The sequence below is a fragment of the Psychrobacter sp. Pi2-52 genome, assembly GCF_904846705.1.
Classification (GTDB): Bacteria; Pseudomonadota; Gammaproteobacteria; order Pseudomonadales; family Moraxellaceae; genus Psychrobacter.
Genome location: NZ_CAJHBS010000028.1, coordinates 1 through 20137, shown reverse-complemented (window position 1 = coordinate 20137; position 20137 = coordinate 1). Strand labels below are relative to the sequence as shown.

General features: G+C 43.4%; 16 protein-coding genes. 4 read left to right on the top strand and 12 right to left on the bottom strand.

The window, feature by feature from the left end; all coding sequences use genetic code 11:
- Nucleotides 1-4 precede the first annotated feature (4 nt).
- The 4 genes from JMY00_RS12385 to JMY00_RS12370 form a co-directional block, all read right to left on the bottom strand.
- Entirely contained in the window at nucleotides 5-1129 is a 1125-nt protein-coding gene (locus tag JMY00_RS12385; protein ID WP_201580363.1) for a CaiB/BaiF CoA-transferase family protein, read from the bottom strand.
- A complete protein-coding gene (locus tag JMY00_RS12380; RefSeq protein WP_240990747.1) occupies nucleotides 1122-3311 on the bottom strand; it encodes a 3-hydroxyacyl-CoA dehydrogenase NAD-binding domain-containing protein in 2190 nt (729 codons plus the stop codon). Before JMY00_RS12380 ends, JMY00_RS12385 begins: the two co-directional genes overlap by 8 nt.
- 68 nt (nucleotides 3312-3379) lie before the next feature.
- Nucleotides 3380-4588, bottom strand: coding sequence for an acetyl-CoA C-acetyltransferase (locus JMY00_RS12375; protein WP_201580362.1), 1209 nt, complete (start codon nucleotides 4586-4588; stop codon nucleotides 3380-3382).
- Between the two features lie 62 nt (nucleotides 4589-4650).
- Nucleotides 4651-5802, bottom strand: a complete 1152-nt coding sequence (locus tag JMY00_RS12370; RefSeq protein WP_201580361.1) for an acyl-CoA dehydrogenase family protein — start codon at nucleotides 5800-5802, stop codon at nucleotides 4651-4653.
- A gap of 377 nt (nucleotides 5803-6179) precedes the next feature.
- On the opposite strand from JMY00_RS12370, the gene JMY00_RS12365 reads away from it, so the two are divergent.
- Complete coding sequence (locus tag JMY00_RS12365) at nucleotides 6180-6818, top strand: TetR/AcrR family transcriptional regulator (protein WP_201580360.1); 639 nt, start codon at nucleotides 6180-6182, stop codon at nucleotides 6816-6818.
- 171 nt (nucleotides 6819-6989) lie between these two features.
- On the opposite strand, the gene JMY00_RS12360 is transcribed toward JMY00_RS12365, so the two are convergent.
- From JMY00_RS12360 to JMY00_RS12340, 5 genes are all read right to left on the bottom strand, one after another.
- Nucleotides 6990-7625, bottom strand: coding sequence for a hypothetical protein (locus JMY00_RS12360; RefSeq protein WP_201580359.1), 636 nt, complete (start codon nucleotides 7623-7625; stop codon nucleotides 6990-6992).
- A 396-nt stretch (nucleotides 7626-8021) separates the two neighbouring features.
- Nucleotides 8022-9005: an MDR family oxidoreductase gene (locus tag JMY00_RS12355; protein ID WP_201580358.1), complete on the bottom strand. Its 984-nt coding sequence runs from the start codon at nucleotides 9003-9005 to the stop codon at nucleotides 8022-8024.
- Between the two features lie 81 nt (nucleotides 9006-9086).
- Nucleotides 9087-9719, bottom strand: coding sequence for a TetR/AcrR family transcriptional regulator (locus tag JMY00_RS12350; protein WP_201580357.1), 633 nt, complete (start codon nucleotides 9717-9719; stop codon nucleotides 9087-9089).
- A 96-nt stretch (nucleotides 9720-9815) separates the two neighbouring features.
- Complete coding sequence (locus JMY00_RS12345) at nucleotides 9816-10400, bottom strand: alpha/beta hydrolase (RefSeq protein ID WP_201580356.1); 585 nt, start codon at nucleotides 10398-10400, stop codon at nucleotides 9816-9818.
- A 57-nt stretch (nucleotides 10401-10457) separates the two neighbouring features.
- Entirely contained in the window at nucleotides 10458-11372 is a 915-nt protein-coding gene (locus tag JMY00_RS12340; protein WP_201580355.1) for a hypothetical protein, read from the bottom strand.
- 744 nt (nucleotides 11373-12116) lie between these two features.
- Between JMY00_RS12340 and JMY00_RS12335 the strand changes: the two genes are divergently transcribed.
- The 3 genes from JMY00_RS12335 to JMY00_RS12325 all read left to right on the top strand — a co-directional run bounded on the left by JMY00_RS12335 (nucleotide 12117) and on the right by JMY00_RS12325 (nucleotide 17215).
- The gene (locus JMY00_RS12335; protein WP_201580354.1) at nucleotides 12117-13316 is read left to right on the top strand and encodes a sugar transporter; all 1200 of its coding nucleotides are present in this window, start codon (nucleotides 12117-12119) and stop codon (nucleotides 13314-13316) included.
- Nucleotides 13317-13670: 354 nt separating this feature from the next.
- Nucleotides 13671-14948: an MFS transporter gene (locus JMY00_RS12330; protein ID WP_201580353.1), complete on the top strand. Its 1278-nt coding sequence runs from the start codon at nucleotides 13671-13673 to the stop codon at nucleotides 14946-14948.
- Nucleotides 14949-15361: 413 nt separating this feature from the next.
- Nucleotides 15362-17215: an autotransporter domain-containing protein gene (locus tag JMY00_RS12325; protein WP_201580352.1), complete on the top strand. Its 1854-nt coding sequence runs from the start codon at nucleotides 15362-15364 to the stop codon at nucleotides 17213-17215.
- 151 nt (nucleotides 17216-17366) lie between these two features.
- Here JMY00_RS12325 and arfB read toward each other — a convergent pair whose 3' ends face one another.
- The 3 genes from arfB to JMY00_RS12310 all read right to left on the bottom strand — a co-directional run bounded on the left by arfB (nucleotide 17367) and on the right by JMY00_RS12310 (nucleotide 19978).
- A complete protein-coding gene (gene arfB, locus JMY00_RS12320; protein ID WP_201580351.1) occupies nucleotides 17367-17777 on the bottom strand; it encodes an alternative ribosome rescue aminoacyl-tRNA hydrolase ArfB in 411 nt (136 codons plus the stop codon).
- Nucleotides 17778-18134: 357 nt separating this feature from the next.
- Entirely contained in the window at nucleotides 18135-18977 is an 843-nt protein-coding gene (locus JMY00_RS12315; protein WP_201580350.1) for a CoA ester lyase, read from the bottom strand.
- Nucleotides 18978-19213: 236 nt separating this feature from the next.
- A complete protein-coding gene (locus tag JMY00_RS12310; RefSeq protein ID WP_228707054.1) occupies nucleotides 19214-19978 on the bottom strand; it encodes an SDR family oxidoreductase in 765 nt (254 codons plus the stop codon).
- Nucleotides 19979-20137 lie beyond the last annotated feature (159 nt).

Below are 20137 nucleotides of genomic sequence, written 5' to 3'. Positions count from 1 at the left end.
CATACTAATTCACTTGCTGCCATCCTGATATTGCATGATGTTCATCTTGATGTGCAAATAAAGGGTGAGCTTTAGCTTCATGCAAACTGAGCACAGGGGTCACACAGACATCAGTTGCTGCAAATACACATTGCCAATGTTCAAGCGTTTGACTGGCGAATTTTTCCGCGATTGTGTTGGTCGCAGCCTCACTCTCAGGTCTATTGGGCATGATACCAAGTTGCCAGTGTGTTTCTTTAAGCGCTGGTAGCTCCAATACCTGACATAGCCCTTGCCAAAACTTCAGCTCCAAGGCACCAACCGCCATATAGCGCTGGTCAGCGGTTTGGTACAATCGATAGCATGGCAATGCACCGCCTAAAAAATCATGCTGCGGCAGTAGAGTGTCGTTTAAGCCATTTCCTGAAAGGCTATTAATCAGTTTGCCTGTGACCTTTGGCATGACCATATGATTATAAAGGCTGTGCGTCATACTAACAGCAACGTGTCGTCCCCTGCCCGTACGCTGCGCGGCAAATACGGCAGCCAACAGTGCTATCACTGCTGTATCACTACCACCTGCCAAATCCGCAAACTGGATATTAGGCATGGCCTGCTCACCCTGCGCTGTTTTTAGCTGGTCAAGCACACCACTCATAGCCATAAAGTTAATATCGTGACCTGCCTTATTGGCCCAGTCATGATTCACTTGAGAGCCATCTTCTGAGTCAGCATCTTCTGTTGAATGACAATCTGCTACGCCATAGCCAGTGATTGACACTATTACTAGTTTTGGGTTGATGACATGCAAGGTCTTAGCATCTAGTCCCATTTCTGCCAAGACACCTGGGCGAAAGCTATCTAGCATCACATCAGCCTTTTTCAGATGTGCTTTTATCGCCTCAATCGCTTTGGGATCATGAAAGTCATGCTTTTCGGTCATCTTACCGTGGTTTAGAGCTGCGAAGAGCTCACCAAATACTCGAGCAGGGTCACCCTGTTTGGGTTCGATTTTAAGGACGTCTGCACCCAAGTCCGCAAGCAAACGCGTAGCAAAAGGCCCAGGTAGATTACGAGTCAGATCGATCACTCGTAACCCTTGTAGACAGTCTGCCATTTGATCATGATTTGATAAATGCATGTCAGTCATCGGAGAACGCCTCGCCTTTGGCTGCCATATCTAGCAAGATTTGAGCAGGCTCAAAACGCTCACCATATTTCGCAGCCAGCTCACGGCTACGCTCAACAAACGCACTCACGCCCATTGCATTGATAAACTGTAGCGTGCCCCCGTGCTGCGGAGCAAATCCCCAACCAAAGATAGAACCTATATTGGTATCGGCAACTGAGCGCACGACATTTTCCTCATAGCATTTGGCAGATTCATTGGCTTGAATAAACATTAGCCGATCAACCAAATCTTGCTGCGAGGGTTGCTCTGACTTTGGCGGATATAAGTTTATCAACTCAGGCCATAAGTACTTATCACTTCCTGCAGGATATTCATAAAAGCCTTTGCCATTTTTTTTGCCTTCACGCCCATGCTCATTGACTAGCGCTTTTAGTATCTCGTATGAAGGACGCACCGCCATCGGCTTGCCTTCGGCTGCCATATCAAGCTGTTGCTGTTCGCTGACATGCAGTGCCAAACTCAACGAAACTTCATCTTGTAATGCTAATGGCGGCATCGGCATGCCTGTTTTTAGTCCAGCGACTTCAATGCTGCGAGGATGCACGCCCTCTCCTAGCATCGCAATACCCTCTGATACATAGGTGCCAAACACACGCGACGTATAAAAACCGCGACTGTCATTGACGACGATAGGCGTTTTGCCGATTTGTAGTACATAATCAAACGCTTTTGCCAATGTCGCATCATCGGTTTGCTCACCCATGATAATCTCAACCAGCGGCATCTTGTCTACTGGTGAGAAAAAGTGCAGACCGATGAATTGATTTGGGCGTGTACTGGCTTTTGCCAGTCCTGTGATCGGCAGTGTTGAAGTATTAGATGCATAAACGGCAGTATCTGAAATCACCGCTTCACTCTGCTGGGTACATTTGGCTTTAATTTCTCGGTTTTCAAACACCGCTTCAATAATAAGATCACAATCTGCTAAATCATCGTAAGAGACTGTTGGCGTGATACGTCCTAGTAGAGCTTGTTTTTTCTCTTCGGTAGCGTGCTTTCGGCTGATGGCTTTATCCAAAATATTAGCAGAGTACGCTTTGCCTTTTTCAGCATTAGCAATCTCTGTGTCCAATAGCACGACATCTATACCTGCTTTGGCAGTGACATAAGCAATGCCAGCGCCCATCATGCCAGCGCCCAAGATACCGACTTTTTTAGTGGTTGTGCGTTCAAATCCTTGAGGACGAGACTGACCTTTTTTGATGCTATTCAGCTGCGTCCATAAGGTGTTGATCATGTTTCTAGATTCAGTGGACCGTACGCAAGCGGCAAAATAACGCGACTCGATCTCAAGCCCTGTATCGATATCCACTAGGCATCCTTCAAACACACAAGACATAATATGGGTGATCGCAGGATAGTTACCATGTGATTTCTGATTAGCCATGGCTGGGGCGATAGAGAATATAGGAACTACCTTTGGATGCTTGCTATCGCCGCCAGGAATTTTAAAGCCTTTCTTATCCCATGGCTGCTGCGCACTTGGATTATTTTGAATCCAGTCTTTTGCTTGCTTCAGCATATCTGCTTGATCAGTAGCAGTCGCATCAATAAGTCCGATGTCTTTTGCAGCAGCAGCGCGAAGTTCTTTGCCTTGCGTCATCAGCTCCAGTGCTGCTTGAATACCGACTAACCTTGGTAAGCGCTGAGTACCACCGCCGCCAGGTAATAAGCCCAGTTTCACCTCAGGCAAACCAAGCTTGGTCTTGGGTGTGTCAATCGCAATACGATAATGACATGCTAGCGCGAGCTCTAAACCGCCGCCTAATGCAGTTCCTGTCATCGCAGCGACCACAGGTTTGCCTGACATTTCAAGCTTGCGCAAACTACCTTTTAATTCTTCAGTCACTACAAATGCTTGCTCGGCTGTCTTTATCTGGTTCAATTGATCGATATCTGCGCCAACCACGAAGGTTTCTTTAGCCGATGTGAGAATCAAGCCTGTAGCTGAATCATCATTGATGAAACTATCGACTATCGTGGCGAACGCCTCCGTAAAGCCGTCACCGATGACATTCATTTTGCGTTTGCTTTGGTCAATCGTGACAGTGACAATACCATCGTTGTCACACTGGGCAGAGAAGTTTTCTAGTGCATTAATGGCTGTTACGCTATCTGCTGTCTGGTTATTTGTCATCATTTTTATCCCTTAAATGATTCTGTATATATTATTTTTTGGTCTATTTTTCAGTCTAGTTGAGACAGAGGTTAAACGCGCTCGATAATGGTCGCAATACCCATACCACCGCCCACGCATAGCGTAATCATCGCGGTCTTTAGGTCGCGTCGTTCTAGCTCATCAAGGACGGTCGTCATGAGCATCGCGCCAGTTGCGCCAAGCGGATGACCCATAGCGATTGCGCCACCGTTGACATTGACGATATCAAGCGAGATGCCAAAATCATCAGCGGTATTCATCGGCACAGCAGCGAAGGCCTCGTTGATTTCCCAAAGGTCTATATCAGAGGCTTGCATGCCCGCTTTATTGAGGGCTTTTTGGCAAGCTGGCGTCGGACCTGTCAGCATAATGGCAGGCTCTGAGCCAATGACTGACGCCATCGTGATTTTGGCGCGTGGTTTTAACCCTGCTTTTTGACCAGCTGCCGCGCTACCGACCAAACAAATAGCAGCCCCATCGACAATGCCTGAAGAGTTACCCGCATGATGCACGTGATTGACGGTTTCAATCGTGGTATATCTGTCCAAGATAACGCTATCAAAGCCCATTTTTCCCGGCATGATAAAGGAAGGCTTTAGGCCAGCTAAGGTCTCGACATTGGTATTGGGCCGGATGGTTTCATCTTTGTCCAATAGCATCATGCCACTGATATCGGTGACAGGGACGACAGACTTATCATAATAGCCGTTCTCCCAAGCCTGTGCCGCGCGGCGATGTGACTCAGTGGCAAAGGTATCGACATCCGTACGACTAAAGCCTTTGAGCGTCGCGATGGTATCCGCACCTACCCCTTGTGGTACAAAGTGCGTAGCCTCATTGACACGTGGATCCATGTACCAAGCACCGCCATCGGAGCCCATCGGTACACGGCTCATAGACTCCACACCGCCTGCCACGACCATGTCTTCCATACCTGACATGATCTTGGCCGCTGCTAAGTTAATAGACTCCAGACCAGAGGCACAAAAGCGCGACAAGGTAAGCCCTGCCACACTTTGCGCCCAGCCAGCATCAATAGCAGCAATGCGGGCAATATCAGAACCTTGCTCGCCCACTGGTGTCACACAGCCAAGCACCACATCGTCGACCAAACTGGTATCCAAGTTGTGACGCTGTTGCATCTCTTTTAATAAGATGCGTGTCAGCCAAATCGGTGATGCCTGATACAACGAACCGTCCTTTTTTCCTTTGCCCCGTGGCGTGCGGATCGCATCATAAATATAAGCAGTCTCAGTCATAAAAAATCCTTTTTTTATTTTTTAAATAAACAATAATTATCGTGGTCTTATAATATAAGCGTCTACATAAAGCGTGCAGCCAGCTCCTTCATAATCTCATTGGTGCCGCCATAGATTTTTTGCACGCGTGCATCGGCATATAGACGTGCGATAGGATACTCTGTCATATAGCCATAGCCACCAAATAGCTGCACGCATTCGTCGATGACTTCGCACTGTTTTTCGGTGACCCAGTATTTGATTAATGAGGCATGCGGTACAGACAGTTTGCCCTCTAACATCGCATCGACTGCTGCATCACACATGGTGCTGGCAGCGAGATAATCAGCATAGCATTCCGCCATCTTAAAGCGGGTATTTTGAAACTTCCAAATAGGTTTGCCAAAGGCTTCGCGCCCTTTTACATAATCTAGGGTTAGATTGATAGCAAGTTTCATCGAGCCAACCCCGGATAGCGCAATGATTAAACGCTCACGCGGCAACTCCTGCATCATTTGTATAAAGCCCATACCTTCTACCGTACCCAACAGGTTAGTTTGTGGCACACGTACATTGCTAAAGAACAACTCTGAGGTATCCTGCGACGTCAAACCAATTTTATCGAGATTGCGTCCACGCTCAAACCCTTCTACTTTGTCTGTTTCTACGATAATAAGTGAGACGCCTTGTGCGCCTTTTTCACGGTCTGTTTTGCATGCTAATAGGATAAGATTGGCGTGCTGACCATTGGTGATAAAAGTCTTAGAGCCATTAATAATGTAGTCATCACCGTCTTTTACTGCATAGGTTTTGATGTTTTGTAGGTCGGAGCCAGTACCAGGCTCGGTCATGGCGATAGCGCCGATATATTCGCCCGTTGCCATTTTTGGTAGCCACGCTTGTTTTTGTTCTTCAGTACCGTGGTCTAAAATATAAGGCGCGACAATGCCTGAATGCACCATACCGCCAAATCCCGATTGATTGGCCTCAGTCTGTGCGTAGATAAGCGCCGCTTCATGACCAAAATCGCCGCCGCCGCCGCCATACTCGCTTGGTATCGCCGCACACAAAAAACCCATCTCGCCCGCCTCTTCCCACGCAGCGCGATCGATCATGCCATTTTTGCGCCACTGCTCATCTTTAGGATCCCAAGATTGAAACATTTTCAGGGCGCTGTCATACACCATCTGATGCTCTTCGGTCATCCAGTTTGGGGTAAATTTTTCGATACTCATGGTGTCTATCCTTGACAAGGTGGAGTGAATAACAGCTATATAGTCAAGTCTATATAAATCCGCTACATCGTCATCCTCGCTAAGCATACTAATGTATAACTTGCACTCGGTTTCCTTGTATCAAAATTATATTGAACTGACTATATCTAAGCATTTTTTAAATTATGGTAATTTATATTACCGTTATAGATATACGATAAATTCTTTGTATTTATTAATACACGAGTCTTATACTAGGCTACGAAAAACCACTTCGCAATCAATTAAATAAAAATGGTAATTTACATTACTTGTTAGTTTAATCACGTTAAATTATCGAGCAAATCATTTCACTAGTAGGACGTATCAAATAGCCAATATTTTAAGAAGCGATAAATATGAAAACCTTTAGTCAGTCAGATAGCCTCACGCAAACTCGATCTCTAGCGCCCCTATCCGATATGCGGCCCGCAACTTTGGATAAAATTGAGCAAGCTGTTCGTAAGGTCTTTGCAGGATTTGACGCCAATGAGGTGACGATGGCGCAGATTGCAAAGTCTGCAAACGTCTCTTTGCAAACGCTCTACAAGTACTTCGGGGATAAGCAAACACTGTTTTATACCATTATGGATATTGTGCTCGGCAGATTAGCGGCCCGGATTATGGATCATTTGCAAGGGATTGATAGCGTACAAGATCGTCTACGTAAGACGCTGTGGGTCTGCTTTGATTTTGTCGATGCGCATCCAGATGCAGTGATGGTGCTGTCTTCTGTGTCGGCCTCGCGGATACGTAATATCGCAATCTATGAAAACAAAGAGTTAATTGGGGCGTTTTTGGCGGTATTAGAAGATGGACAAAATCGTGGGGTGCTCAATGACACTGTCCCACTGCACATACTGTTCGATGTGTTTATGGGGTTTATCAGTCGCCTTGGTTTAATGCATACCATTCGCCAAACGGAAACACCGTTAAATGCAGAGTTTGACGCGCTATTTGCGATTTTATGGCGCGCCATCTCTAAACCTGAAGCTTAAAATGAATTTTATAAAACTAACATTTATCAGTGTTTGACTCTTACAAGAAAACATAACGTAAACACCAAAAAGCCCCACGATAAAGTGAGGCTTTTTTATATTTTTTTTAGTCAATTTGATTATTCAATCAATGCAATTAACAGCTTGTGCTGTTTATACGCTCAAAGCTTTTTAGATACTGCTAGATTTTGGCAATCCATACTCTGCACGGTCGATCACATGATTGTCTTGTTCAATAGTCAATCGATAGTCTTTGATAATACCGTTATATGGCAGATTACCTTCGTACTGTTGATAATGCTCGCAGATACTTTCTTGAATCACTGACTCACGCGCAACCTTATTCAGTTTAGCAAAGTCATTAGGCAGAGTGACTTGTGCAAAACGCGAGGCAGCACCGCGAGACATCCAGTGTGCGCCACTCGTAAATTCAAAATCCATTTCGGCTCGCAAACGATAGCTAGGCGTAACGTCAGCCTCATTCGTTAAGTCATATTGGATCTGAGCAATATCTTCTGCGAATGGCTGATACGGTATTTCCAGTACTTCAAATAGCTTCGCTAAAAACTCATCTGCCGTAAAGTATTTATCCATGTAACTGCCATCAAGTCCAAGATATCTATTGCATAGTACATGGCGCAGGCGGTCACAGGCAGGTATGGTGTGCTTGAGCGGATAGCCCATTTTTTTAACGATGTTCTGCGGGCGCAGCTCAGACAACTCTATTTGATCGATAATATATTTCGCTAGAGAATGACGCGGTTGGTAACGGCGGGTATACTTGGATTGATTGGTAATATGGCTCATGATATCGAACACCTTAGACTCCTGTTACTCCGACGAAAAAGTATGATATACGCCCAAATAGGCAAAAAATCAGGCACAAATGAGGTTGTCGGAGTACAGGCTCATGCGCTTTACCAAGGTTATTTTATATCGTGCTGGAAGTTGCAAGGTTTATCACGCTGCCATGAAACGGTTGTCACGGACGGCGATAACAAAACTGTTAAACCCACGATAGATCGTTTAACGATAATAGCACATCAGATGACAAAAAATAAATACCGATATTTGTGACTGTTTGTGAATACTTCTTTTTCATGTTGCGCATTCAATCTTAGACTTTTCGATGCACCATTTATTCATGTGCTAACACGAGGTTCAACGTCGAAATATTAAGGTTGAAGTATTAAAAATTAACGTTTAGCGATTGACGTCAACGACTATTCGACCACGAACCTTGCCATCCAACAATTCACTTGCTGTCGGAATGACTTCGCTTAGACCAATCTCTCTGGTGATTGCATCTAATTGCGTCATATCCAAGCTTGTACTCAAACGTTGCCACGCTTCTACACGCTCATCATAAGGTCGCGTCACGCTATTAATACCAAGCAAACTGACACCGCGTAAAATAAATGGCGCAACAGTAGCAGGGAAATCCATGCCTTGAGCCAGTCCACAAGTAGCGACTAAACCATCCTCACAGGTACTGGCACAAACGTTGGCCAGTGTATGACTACCAACAGAATCAATTGCGGCTGCCCATCTCTCTTTTCCAAGTGCGCGTCCCGGACTACTTAATTCAGCACGGTCTATGATCGTCGTTGCACCAAGGCTCTTTAAGTATTCGGCTTCTTCCAGACGTCCCGTAGAGGCAGTTACAGAATAACCTTGGTTTGCTAAAAGTGCGATGGCAAAGCTACCAACACCGCCATTAGCACCCGTCACCAATACTTCGCCACGCTCCGGTGTCAGTCCATGACGCTCTAATGCGATTATACAAAGCATTGCGGTATATCCTGCTGTACCTATCGCCATCGCCTGACGTTCAGTCATCGAGTCAGGGAGCGGGATAAGCCAGTCACCGTTTAATCGCGCTTTTTGTGATAGACCGCCCCAATACTTCTCACCCACACTCCAACCATTTAACAATACCTTGTCACCAGCTTTGTAGCGGGGATGGCTGCTTGTTTCGACGGTACCCGCTAAATCAATCCCTGGAACCATGGGAAATGTGCGTACCACAGGGCTACGACCCGTGATGGCCAATCCATCTTTGTAATTGAGTGTGCTATATGCCACACGAACCGTGACATCGCCTTCTGGTAATTGCGTGTCCTGTATCTCAGTCAGATTAGACTGATAAACATCGTCATTTTTTTCGATTAATATTACTTTAAACATAGTAGCTCCTATTTAGACCAATCGTCTATAAATGAGTAAAAAATAATTTAGACCGGTCGTCTAAAAATATAAATAAAAACATTACTTCTGTATTCCTGCTACAAAACCCCGGAAAAAAGTATCTAATGGACTGACACCTTGCACCAACTTAGCACGCAAAACAGCACCTTCCCAACCAATCCAAAAGAAAGCAGCAAGCTCATCACAATCACTATTAGCAGGTAGTTGTCCTTGTTGTACCGCCAGACGCAAGCAAGCCGCTAAACGCTCCTGCCAATCAAGCAGTATGTTTTCTAGCTCACAGCGAAAACTCTCAGGCAACACGACAATCTCTTGACCCAAGTTACCTACCAAACAGCCGCGTCGAAACTCATGCTTAATCATTCCTGACTTTGCATCTTCAACGAAGTCACTAATACGCTGCATGGGAGATACTTGCTCATTCAGAAAACAATGATCTAGCTTGCGAGCAAAATATAACGCGTACTGCCGTAATACTTCCTGGCCAAACGCTTCTTTGTTTTTGAAGTAATTGTAAAAGGAACCCTTAGGCACATTGATACGTTTGAGTATGGCATCGATACCAGTAGTCGCAAAGCCTTGCTCTGTCAGCATCTCCATCCCAGATTTCAAAAGAGCTTCACGGGTATCCGTAAACTCTCGTTCAACATTGGGTGGACGCCCTCGACGGGCTTTTGGCTTAGTAATCGTCATGCACAAATATTATGACCGATCGTCTTTAATGTCAATCAATTATTTTAAGTGGTTTATTTCCCATCAGTCGCTTGAGTTTTTTGACTATCCTTGTCATCAGTCTTCACCATGATATGTCGCCTCATCCATCCAAACGATGGGATCTTCGCACAGATGAGTTAAGTGATACCAAATATCACTACTACGAGCGATACGGTGATGACCGTCTGCAAAGTAATCAACGTCCCAGCTATTAGGTAGATTTACTAAGGTTCGTCTAGCCACTGCCACATCAAGACTTTCATCATCGACTTCTACCATCACCCGCACCATCTCGGTATTGGTCGTGGGAAAAGACAGCTTCATATCAGCCACTACTGGGATACGGTCAGCCAATACCTCATTTGGATAGATACAAGGCGCAATCAATAGCGCGCGCAAGTTATATTTATGGGCAAAATGATTGGCAAACCAACCACCAAGCGAATGCCCTGCCAACACCACTCGCGGGTACTGTGCGATTTTCTCGCGAATCAATGCATCATAAATCTCAAATATTTCTACAAAACTCTCGCGGTAATTGACCGTTTGACAGTATTTTGGCTTACGCGTGATACAGGTATATTTGCTGGTCTCATTGCTTGAATCGAGACCATGAAAAAACAGTAAAAACGTATCATTGTTTTCAATAGGAAACATCATAAGGTTCTCCTTTTTTAATTATTATTTAGGTTTTTTCTTGATAATTTGGCTTATAAATCAAACTGGTTTTTGGTTAGCAACCTGCACTTGGTACAAGCTTAAAAGCTCCTCACAAGCCCGCATTGAGATATTTTTTGCAAAGCCTTCATTAAACCAAAAGTCGTAAACCGCTTGGATAATGGCTTTCACCGCTTCCGCATTTTCTGGCTTTTGTTCTGTTAGTTTCATCGCAATGTCTTGCGCTTGTATATCCGACTCGCTATAGGGCGCGCTCCAGCCCACGCCATAACGATAGAGCACATCATTGATTGCCAATATGAATATGGCATTGGACACCCCAAATGAACCGATAAGCCTGTCAAGCATTGCACAGCGCTCTTCATAAATACTGACCTCTATCGGCATATCAGCTTGCTCAAACAGACAATCACAACTCACAATGTGCGAGGGTTGACTAAAATCATCCCACAGCAGTGGATAAATTCCGCGAATTCCGCCTTTTTCCACTACATTAAATTGCCAAATCGCATAATGAGTATCTGGCCCTTTATAGGGCACATGTATGAACCACTGCATCATCGCATCACTGTCATACATGATATGAGTACTACCAATCCGCACACCCTGCTTAGGTAATACATCTTGATACACACTATCCATGTCATCACTATAGAGCGTCACTTTACGTAAGTTTTCATCACTGCTATCGCCTAGCTTTGCTCGTGCTTCAGTTATGTTTCGATAGGGTTTAAATGGCGCTACCCATCTGAGCGGCTCATCAGTATTATTCACGAAGTAAATATCATCTTCATAACTGTCTACAGGAACCGTTTCGAGGTAAAACAATGGCTGTTTTCGTACTCGATCTCTCTCATCATTTGCTAGTGCCGTTATACCAGATAGCTTTGAGCCATCCGACCACTCGAAATTATCTAACCGTTTTTGTTCAAACTGATACGTTAATATCGTCATATTTATATCCTTATTATTTTGATTGGTTGTTTAGCTGCAGTTTTTCGTTGTTGTTATATTCTAAATTCCGATTTCAAGCCAGCCGAATCTATTCGCCATTGTTTAAATGACGTCATTATCTATAAAGTTAAGTAAATTAATCGACTTGGTAAGGTAGTAGTTTTTAATTCCGATAGGCTTTTTAACCACAGTTTTCCGCTGTTACATTGCTAATATTTTTGCAACGCCAACGAGTTTTTTCTACTAAGTTTCTTGTTTATTAATAAAGATGGTTTTTTGGGTTTGTACAGGCGCAGAAGTTTAGGATTAAACGTAAATAACACTACTAGAAAGACTTCGCTAAGATAGCGTTTAAAAACTCAGTTAAGAAGTGAAGCGTTGCGCTCCGAGGGTTAACTGGTTTTCATCTAATGTTATTTTGCCTGACCTAATAAATATAGTATAAGCTCACATAAAAATAAAGCTGTTTAAAACCTTATACGACAACTGGTGTCGCTTCTTTTTAAATGAATTGTAGTTTAATCATTAGCAAGCATCCCAACGCATTAAGTATCATTAGCGATAGTTTCATAAGTTTCATATTACTCAAGTATCCTCAATAAACATCCAATTAACAATCCTTATCAAAAAACACCTTTCATGATTGACGTGGGCTTGCTATCTTGCCCCGCAAACCTTGTATTCTAATTAAGCCTGCCCCACTTTGACCTATCACACGTAGTATTCGCATCTGTATTGGATTTTATGACACATAACCTTGAGGCCAGCTCAAACGCTCGCCGAACTCAGTATTTTCAAGTATTTTTGATGGGCGTTAGTGCCTTTATTATGAACACCACAGAATTTGTCCCTGTGGCGCTGTTGAGCGACATTGCCCAAGACTTTTCTATTACGACGGCAGAGACTGGCTGGATGTTGACACTCTATGCTTGGATTGTCGCAGCGATGTCATTACCACTAATGCTACTGACCAGTCGATTTGAGCGCAAACGCTTGCTCTTGGGGCTTTTTGCCGTATTCATTGCCAGTCACGTACTTTCCGTATTTGCATGGAGCTTTGACGTGCTGCTCATTAGCCGAGTTGGGATTGCGTTATCGCATGCGATATTTTGGTCCATCACGGCCGCAATCGCGATACGTGTCGCACCTGAAGGCAAAAAAGCCATGGCGCTTAGCGTACTGGCGACGGGTACGTCGTTAGCAATGGTACTCGGTGTGCCGCTAGGACGCTTAATTGGGCAATGGTTTGGCTGGCGGGCTACCTTTGGCGGTATTGGCGTCATTGCCTCAATTGTATTTATTCTACAAGCGAGACTCTTACCGACGTTACCTAGTATGTTTGAAGGATCTTTTAGAAAGATTCCAGAACTCCTTAAAAACCCCCTATTAGTCTGTTTGTACCTGCTTATTTTATTGGTCTTTACAGCCCACTACACGGCTTATTCTTATATAGAACCATTCATGCGCCAAGTCGGTAATATCAGTGAAAACGCTGCTACTTTTGTACTGTTATTATTCGGTGCAGCTGGAATTGTAGGCAGTGTGATTTTTAGTCGTTGGGGCGATCGGTTCAATACCAGATTGATGCTGATATCGACCATACTGATGCTCGTGTCTATGCTGGCGCTATTGCTAGCAGTGACCTCTGTATGGGCGCTCAGCTTTATCGCCTTACTGTGGGGCGCGGCACTCATGCTACTGATTATCTCAATGCAGGCCAAAGTCATCATGGTCGATGTCAATGCGCAAGACATGCTGATGTCGATGTTCTCAGGTATTATTAATTTGGGGATTGGTACGGGTGCACTATTTGGTGGTTATGCCGTCACGCACATCTCACTATCTAGCGTAGGATATACAGGTGCTGCTATCGCAGTTGTGGCGTTACTCTTGATGCTATTTATGATCAAGCGCTTTCCTGAATTGAGTAAACGACTTGGCTAAATAATAAGTCGATATTAAAGGATAGCCAAAAAATAGCAGTCGGGAAGGAACCGTCAGAGAACAATAAGCAGAATGCCAGCCATATAAATGGGCTGGCATTTTTTGTTATGGTCTATGAAAGCATTACGAGGATTGCTTAGATACTCATTGAACGAACGTTCAGGTGCAGTTATACTAATTTTATTGGACATGAGTATGCTTAGGCTATAAGTATATTTAATAAAGGACTGATAGGGATTAAGCACAAAAGGATGAGTGTGAAATGGATATTATTCAAAACAAGGAAGTCATTACCTACGATCTAAATTTAGTAACGATATATATTGCGAATTTTCAACTTGTTGGAGATTCGTGATGGCTAATGGAATGACTCAAAAAGACAGTCCAGATCAAAGAAATCAAGATAACACTGCGCCCCTTAGATTGGGTAAATTGCATTACGCTTGGATAGTCGCTGCGACAGGTTCTATAGCAATGTTCTGTGGACTTGGGTTAGGACGATTCGCATTTGGCATGTTACTGCCATCCATGTCATCTTCTTTAGGATTAAATTATACCCAAAGCGGAATCTTGGGATTCACTAACCTAATAGGATATCTCGTTGCGGTGCTTCTAAGCCCGTTTATTCTACCTCGGTTTGGTACTCGAACGACTGCGACAGCTAATCTACTCCTCATTGCTATCTCTATGCTTGGTATGGCTTTTACCACCAGTTTCCCAGTACTCTGCGCACTCTATGTATTGACAGGTATCGGTAGCGGCGGTGTGGTCTTACCAATGATGAGCGTCATGTCGCATTGGTTTTTTCCTTCGCACCGCGGGCTTACTCTAGGACTGGTCATGGCTGGGCCTGGATTTGGTATCATTTTATCAGGCTTTGTCGTACCCAAACTCTTACCTATCTCTACCCTACTGTCTTGGCAGACAGGCTGGCTAATTTTTGCCGTGATTAATATTGCGGTAGCTTGGCTTACTTCTACTTTAATTCGCAATCATCCAGACGATGTCAGCCAAAATCCTTTTGGGCGCGCACCCACCTTACCTGTTAAAAATAAGAAAAAACTAGAACGTAGCAATATTAAGCTGCTCGTACATTTAGGTGTCATCTTTGCTATTTATGGTGCTACTTATATGGTTTACGTTACCTTTATCGTGACCAGTATGGTTGGCTCGTATCAACTGAGTGAAGCGTCTGCTGGTGGTGTTTGGGCATGGATTGGACTGCTTAGCATGTTCTCAGGCATGTTGTTTGGCTGGATTTCTGACCATATTGGTAGACGCCTTGGTCTGGCGCTGGCTTTCTTCTTCCTTGCCATCGCTTATCTGTTGGTCGGACTGACTGATTGGAGTTTAGGGCTGTACTTGTCAATTATTCTGTTTGGCTTAGTGGTGTGGAGTGTGCCTGTCATTATGGCAGCTTCTGCAGGCGATTATTTCGGGCCTGCTGCTGCGGCAAGTGCACTCGCAGCGCTGACTTTTGCTTTTTCAGGTGGACAGGCTCTTGGGCCAGTAGCCGCAGGTTATCTTGCAGAAATCACTGGGGACTTTAGTATCAGTTATATGATATCTGGTATCGCAGCTTTTGTAGCACTTGGACTTGCCTTATTATTGCGTCCACAAAAACAAGCTTAATTCCAGTTTCCATAGTATTGATACTGCTAGCTATACTTTACTCTTGCCGCCAGTGACATAGATATGCGCATTTGGCCTGATTATCTTATTGTGGAGTGCTGAGTTTATACTATTTATGACTAAGCAGTTGCTTGGATTAAATAAGCAATATCGATAGATAGCTCTTATACTTTTCAACAAAGACAACTAAATAAAAATCAGGTGCCTACAGCATAATTACATAGAAGGAAACAAAATATTATGTGAGCGAGACAGTATGATTTTTTAATACTTGATCCCCCTTTTTTATGCTCTAAAAACTTACTTAAATCAGGGAATATTCTTGCAATTTTGCAATCAAAACGATTGCTAGCTTTCTAAAAAGTGGTTACACTCGGTTGACAAACTATTACATTGATGACAAGGAAGTCGCTATGCCTCGTAATACTTTACGTTCTAAAATTAGCCATACCTCTCTCAAAACTCTTACCAAAAGTATGCTTGCTATCAGCCTATCTATCGCTGGTATTTCTCACGCAAATGCTTATGACAGCGTCACCTTTTTCGGTGATAGCTTGACCGATGGTGGCTATTTTAGTCAAGTTGTACCAGGTCCTGCTCAGTTTACCACCAACCCTGACAACACATGGGCGACCTCATTCGCTGAACAACTGGGAACAACCTCTGTTCCCATTGTTTATCTTGGAAATCAAACTGGCAATAACTATGCCATTGGTGGCGCGCGAGCTGGTGAAGAGGTTATAAATACAGATTTTGGATTTCCAGTGGATATAGCCTCCGCCAAAACTCAAACAAACAGTTATTTAGCCAATAACAAAGTAGACCCTAATGGTCTATATGTAGTGTGGGCCGGTGCAAATGATTTGAGGACAGTTAATACTACTAACGCTCAAAGTGTTATTAGTGCAGTAGTAGGAAGTCAAATTTCAACAGTTCAAGCGCTTAAGAACAGCGGTGCAAATTATATTTTAGTTCCTAATATTCCTGATATTGGCTTAACTCCTGAAGCTATTAAAGGCGGAGCCACGGTACAAGGACAAAGTACCTTTATTACTAATCAGTATAACAAAGCTATGCTGAGCGGTGTGGCGGCTACTGGTGCAAATATTATACCGCTGGATACTTTTAGTTTATTACGTCAAATCGTTGATAATCCTTCAGCTTATGGCTTTACTAATGTTACCGAGGGAGCTTGCAATACGGAAAGCTCATTAACTTGTGGACGTACTGATCTTGTCACACCAGATGCAAATGAAACTTATCTTTTCGCTGATGGCATACATCCAACAGGTGCTACTCATCAACTGATCGCTGACTATGCAAACGCTGTTGTCACTGCGCCTAGCTTAATCGGCGTTTTGCCACATATTGCAACGACAACTGGACTTGCAACCAATGAACGCTTACAGTCACACGTCAACCAAATTCAAAGCAGTGAGCAAAAACCTGCCCGTACACTATGGGCCGTCGGTGAAGTCGCTAATCAAGAAATTGCAGGGTTTGATGGTGATAATAATACTCAAGTATTGTTTGGCGTAGATTTTGCGCATCCTAACTCAGCCAATGCAGTGACAGGCTTGTATGGCAATATCACCCAAAAAGACTTTGAAAACTCAGACGTTGGCACAGGTTTGAGCGATATTGATCTAGGAGAGGTCGGTTTTGGTGTCTATCATAGCAACAAGTTTGGCGGTTTACAGATCAATGGTGCTGCAGGATTTGGCAACATGGATGTCGATGTCACACGTGCTGTGACACTAGGCATTAACCAACAACAGTTTAAGTCAAATGCTGACGGCAAGCGCTTTTATGCCAACTTACAGGCAGGCTACCCAATGCAAGTGAGCAATATTGCCGTTACGCCTTATATCGGTGCAACAGCGAGCCGCGTAAAAATTGACGGACTCAAAGAAAAAGAGATGTCTGGCATTGCTATGCAGTTCGATGAGCAGAAATACTCTACGACATATGGCAAGCTTGGTCTTAAGGCTAATCATAGCTTGATGAACAACCTCAACTTATTTGGTGACATTCATTACCAAAAGCAGCTGAGTGATAATCGTGAAGCAGTAACCGCACGTTTGAATACGCTACCAAATATCAGCTTTGAGACGCCTATGGTCGAAACTGATGATGATAATGTTGCTATGACACTTGGCCTATCTAGAAGCTTTGGTCTATTGAATGCCAACGCTGGTGTCACACATTCACAAGGTAATGACGACGACTCAACCAGCCTATTCATTGGACTCAATGGCGCATTCTAAATAAGTATTTAATATAGAGTAATGGTATAGGTGATAATTAATCGCCTATACCATTATAAATTCAAAAACCGCTACAATATGCTATAGCTTTTGCTCTATAAATTTTCTGCCACACAGTTTCTCAACGACAAAACCTAATATCATAAATTTTCTAAAAATCTACTTTACCGCGTAAAGCCTTTGTCTTACCACGTTGGGTCTTTTTATCCACCCGTTTACGTTTGGCACTTCTACTTGGCTTGGTAGGCCTTCTCGTTTTATTAACGTAAGTGGCTTTGGTGATAAAACTTTGCAAACGTTCAAGCGCATCTATTTTATTGCGCTCTTGCGTACGAAACTGTTGCGCCTTGATAATTAGCACGCCTTCCTTGGTTATTCGGCTATCTTTGCTATTTAGCAGTCGCTGCTTGTACTCATCACTCAGACTTGAGTTGTTAATATCAAAACGCAGGTGAATGGCAGAAGATACTTTGTTGACATTCTGCCCACCTGCGCCTTGCGCTCGTATGGCGCTGATCTCTACCTCATTATCATTGAGGCTGGTATTATTAATGAAAATCATAGTATGCTTTTATCGAATGTGAATGGATATGGTTTATGATAAAGCATTATATAGTCAATCCTCTATAAATTAGGTACGGTGTCAGTCTCGCTTAGTATACTGCTTGTAATACTTTCACTCGGCTTTCTAGGGCGTGTCCTCATTTTAAAAATGGTGATAAAAATGAGATAAATCGCAGTCAAACAAGGAAAATAGCGCAGATAATATCGAGATATTAGTCAGCTATTTGACGCTGTTTGGCAAGATTTAGCCATTTTTAACCCATTTAGATGACCATCGATTGAATTGAGGACACGCTCTAGTATCTAAATTATATTGAACCAACTACTTATATTGAACCAACTATGGATTGGTCTGCTACTTTGCCAACAGTTGACGACTGCGCTCAATCACTGGTGCATCGACCATCTCACCATCTATTTTGAATATTGCCTGTCCGCTTCGCTCATACTCCTCGACTACACGCTGTGCGAATAACAGGGCCTCATCTGTTGGCTGCAATGCTTGTTGGACGACTGCCACTTGTTTGGGATGAATACACAGCATTCCTGACATCCCCATTTGTGACCATAGCTGTACTCGGGCGCTTAGCCCTATCTGATCATTAAAGTCCGGATAAATGGTATCGATGGGCGCTGCTAACTCATGTACTTTAGATGTCAGGATGAGTTGATAGCGAATCTGGTTGGCAACGATATCCGCAGCAGGCGTTCCTACTTGTACTTGCAAATCGTTGCACAGATCTAAAAATCCATAACTAAACGCGGCCAACCCGACTGCTTTTGCCATACTATCGAGTTGATACAATCCTATCGCATTCTCAATCATTGCAATCACGGGTAAATTGGTAAGCTGATGTACGTTATTAATATCTTCTGCTTGCTCAGCTTTGGCCAATAACACGCCAGCCAAATTAGGCATCTTCTGACAGAGCACTATGTCCTTAAAAAACTCCTCGCTACCTGCTTTATTGATACGTAGCCAAATCGGTTGATAACCTGCACTGTCGTGATATTGCTGTAATGCTTCGCGTGCGGATGCTTTATCTTCTGGCGCAACGGCATCTTCTAAATCTACAATAACCGCATCTGCACCACTAGCAAAGGCTTTCGCTACTCTATCAATGCGAGTCGCTGGCACAAACAGCCATGTTTTATTTTGAGAAATCGTTTTTATTTTATTGTTGATAATTGAATCCATGCTTAATTCCTATATTGCCCAAGTAGCTATTAGCATATTTATTATGCCACTATACAGCTGATGTTCATTTAAAATTAGCAATTTATTAGATAGTGCAAAACCAAGATTACTTAGACATTCTATTAAAAAACCAAATCAAAAAAACCGCATGAAAATTAATCTCATGCGGTTCTTGAGTCTCATGCAGTTTTAAACAATTACTTTCTTATCTAACCTATGTCTTATAGATTGTCTAATTAAGCCAGCATGCCACCATCGACAACGATAGTCGCGCCTGTGGTATAGCTTGAGGCATCAGACACTAGATACAATACGGTACCAGCCATTTCATCAGGCTCAGCCACACGTCCTAGCGGAATTGAGTGTAGCGCCATTTTTAAGACTTTATCGTTAGTAGTCAAAGCCGAGGCAAACTTAGTATCCGTCAAACCTGGCAATAGCGCGTTGACACGGATATTAAGTGGGCCACATTCTTTAGCAAATGCTTTGGTCATGCTGATGACAGCTGCTTTGGTGATTGAGTAGATACCTTGCTTATCGCCTGCTACTAAACCATTGACCGATGCGGTATTTAAGATGACACCGCCGCCCTGCTCTTTCATCATTTTGCCAGCAGCCGTTGACATAAAGAAGTAACCACGGATGTTAACTTCAACCGTTTTATCAAAGGCGGCTAAATCCGTATCTAAGATATGGCCATAGTAAGGGTTGGCTGCTGCATTATTAACTAAGATATCAATTTGACCAAATTCACTTTTGATATGCTCAAAAATTGAGTTAATTTGTTCCATATCTCCTACATGACAAGCAAAAGCACTGGCCTTATGACCGTCAGCTTTGATGCTATCAGCGACTGCTTGGCAAGCATCGATTTTGCGGCTTGAGACGATAACGTGCGCGCCTCTGGATGCCAATAGACGGGCAATAGACTCACCAATACCACGGCTAGCACCAGTTACTAGAGCAACCTTACCGGTTAAATCAAATAAATCTTTCATCATTATTCCTTATATTTTTATAAACTTTATATTTTCAATAATTTTTGAGTGCTAAATTCATGTATCTAAAACGTTTATCTAAAATCAGATAACTAAACGCAGATAACTAAACGCAGATAACTAAACGCAGATAACTAAACGCAGATAACTAAACGCAGATAA

Bases quoted from the DNA above. Each gene is read 5' to 3' on its own strand.
- JMY00_RS12370 (WP_201580361.1), bottom strand. From the start codon at position 5,802: ATGAGTATCGAAAAATTTACCCCAAACTGGATGACCGAAGAGCATCAG.
- JMY00_RS12375 (WP_201580362.1), bottom strand. From the start codon at position 4,588: ATGACTGAGACTGCTTATATTTATGATGCGATCCGCACGCCACGGGGC.
- JMY00_RS12360 (WP_201580359.1), bottom strand. From the start codon at position 7,625: ATGAGCCATATTACCAATCAATCCAAGTATACCCGCCGTTACCAACCG.
- JMY00_RS12325 (WP_201580352.1), top strand. From the start codon at position 15,362: ATGCCTCGTAATACTTTACGTTCTAAAATTAGCCATACCTCTCTCAAA.
- JMY00_RS12315 (WP_201580350.1), bottom strand. From the start codon at position 18,977: ATGGATTCAATTATCAACAATAAAATAAAAACGATTTCTCAAAATAAA.
- arfB (WP_201580351.1), bottom strand. From the start codon at position 17,777: ATGATTTTCATTAATAATACCAGCCTCAATGATAATGAGGTAGAGATC.
- JMY00_RS12385 (WP_201580363.1), bottom strand. From the start codon at position 1,129: ATGACTGACATGCATTTATCAAATCATGATCAAATGGCAGACTGTCTA.
- JMY00_RS12350 (WP_201580357.1), bottom strand. From the start codon at position 9,719: ATGACGATTACTAAGCCAAAAGCCCGTCGAGGGCGTCCACCCAATGTT.
- JMY00_RS12365 (WP_201580360.1), top strand. From the start codon at position 6,180: ATGAAAACCTTTAGTCAGTCAGATAGCCTCACGCAAACTCGATCTCTA.
- JMY00_RS12330 (WP_201580353.1), top strand. From the start codon at position 13,671: ATGGCTAATGGAATGACTCAAAAAGACAGTCCAGATCAAAGAAATCAA.
- JMY00_RS12335 (WP_201580354.1), top strand. From the start codon at position 12,117: ATGACACATAACCTTGAGGCCAGCTCAAACGCTCGCCGAACTCAGTAT.
- JMY00_RS12355 (WP_201580358.1), bottom strand. From the start codon at position 9,005: ATGTTTAAAGTAATATTAATCGAAAAAAATGACGATGTTTATCAGTCT.
- JMY00_RS12380 (WP_240990747.1), bottom strand. From the start codon at position 3,311: ATGATGACAAATAACCAGACAGCAGATAGCGTAACAGCCATTAATGCA.
- JMY00_RS12340 (WP_201580355.1), bottom strand. From the start codon at position 11,372: ATGACGATATTAACGTATCAGTTTGAACAAAAACGGTTAGATAATTTC.
- JMY00_RS12310 (WP_228707054.1), bottom strand. From the start codon at position 19,978: ATGATGAAAGATTTATTTGATTTAACCGGTAAGGTTGCTCTAGTAACT.
- JMY00_RS12345 (WP_201580356.1), bottom strand. From the start codon at position 10,400: ATGATGTTTCCTATTGAAAACAATGATACGTTTTTACTGTTTTTTCAT.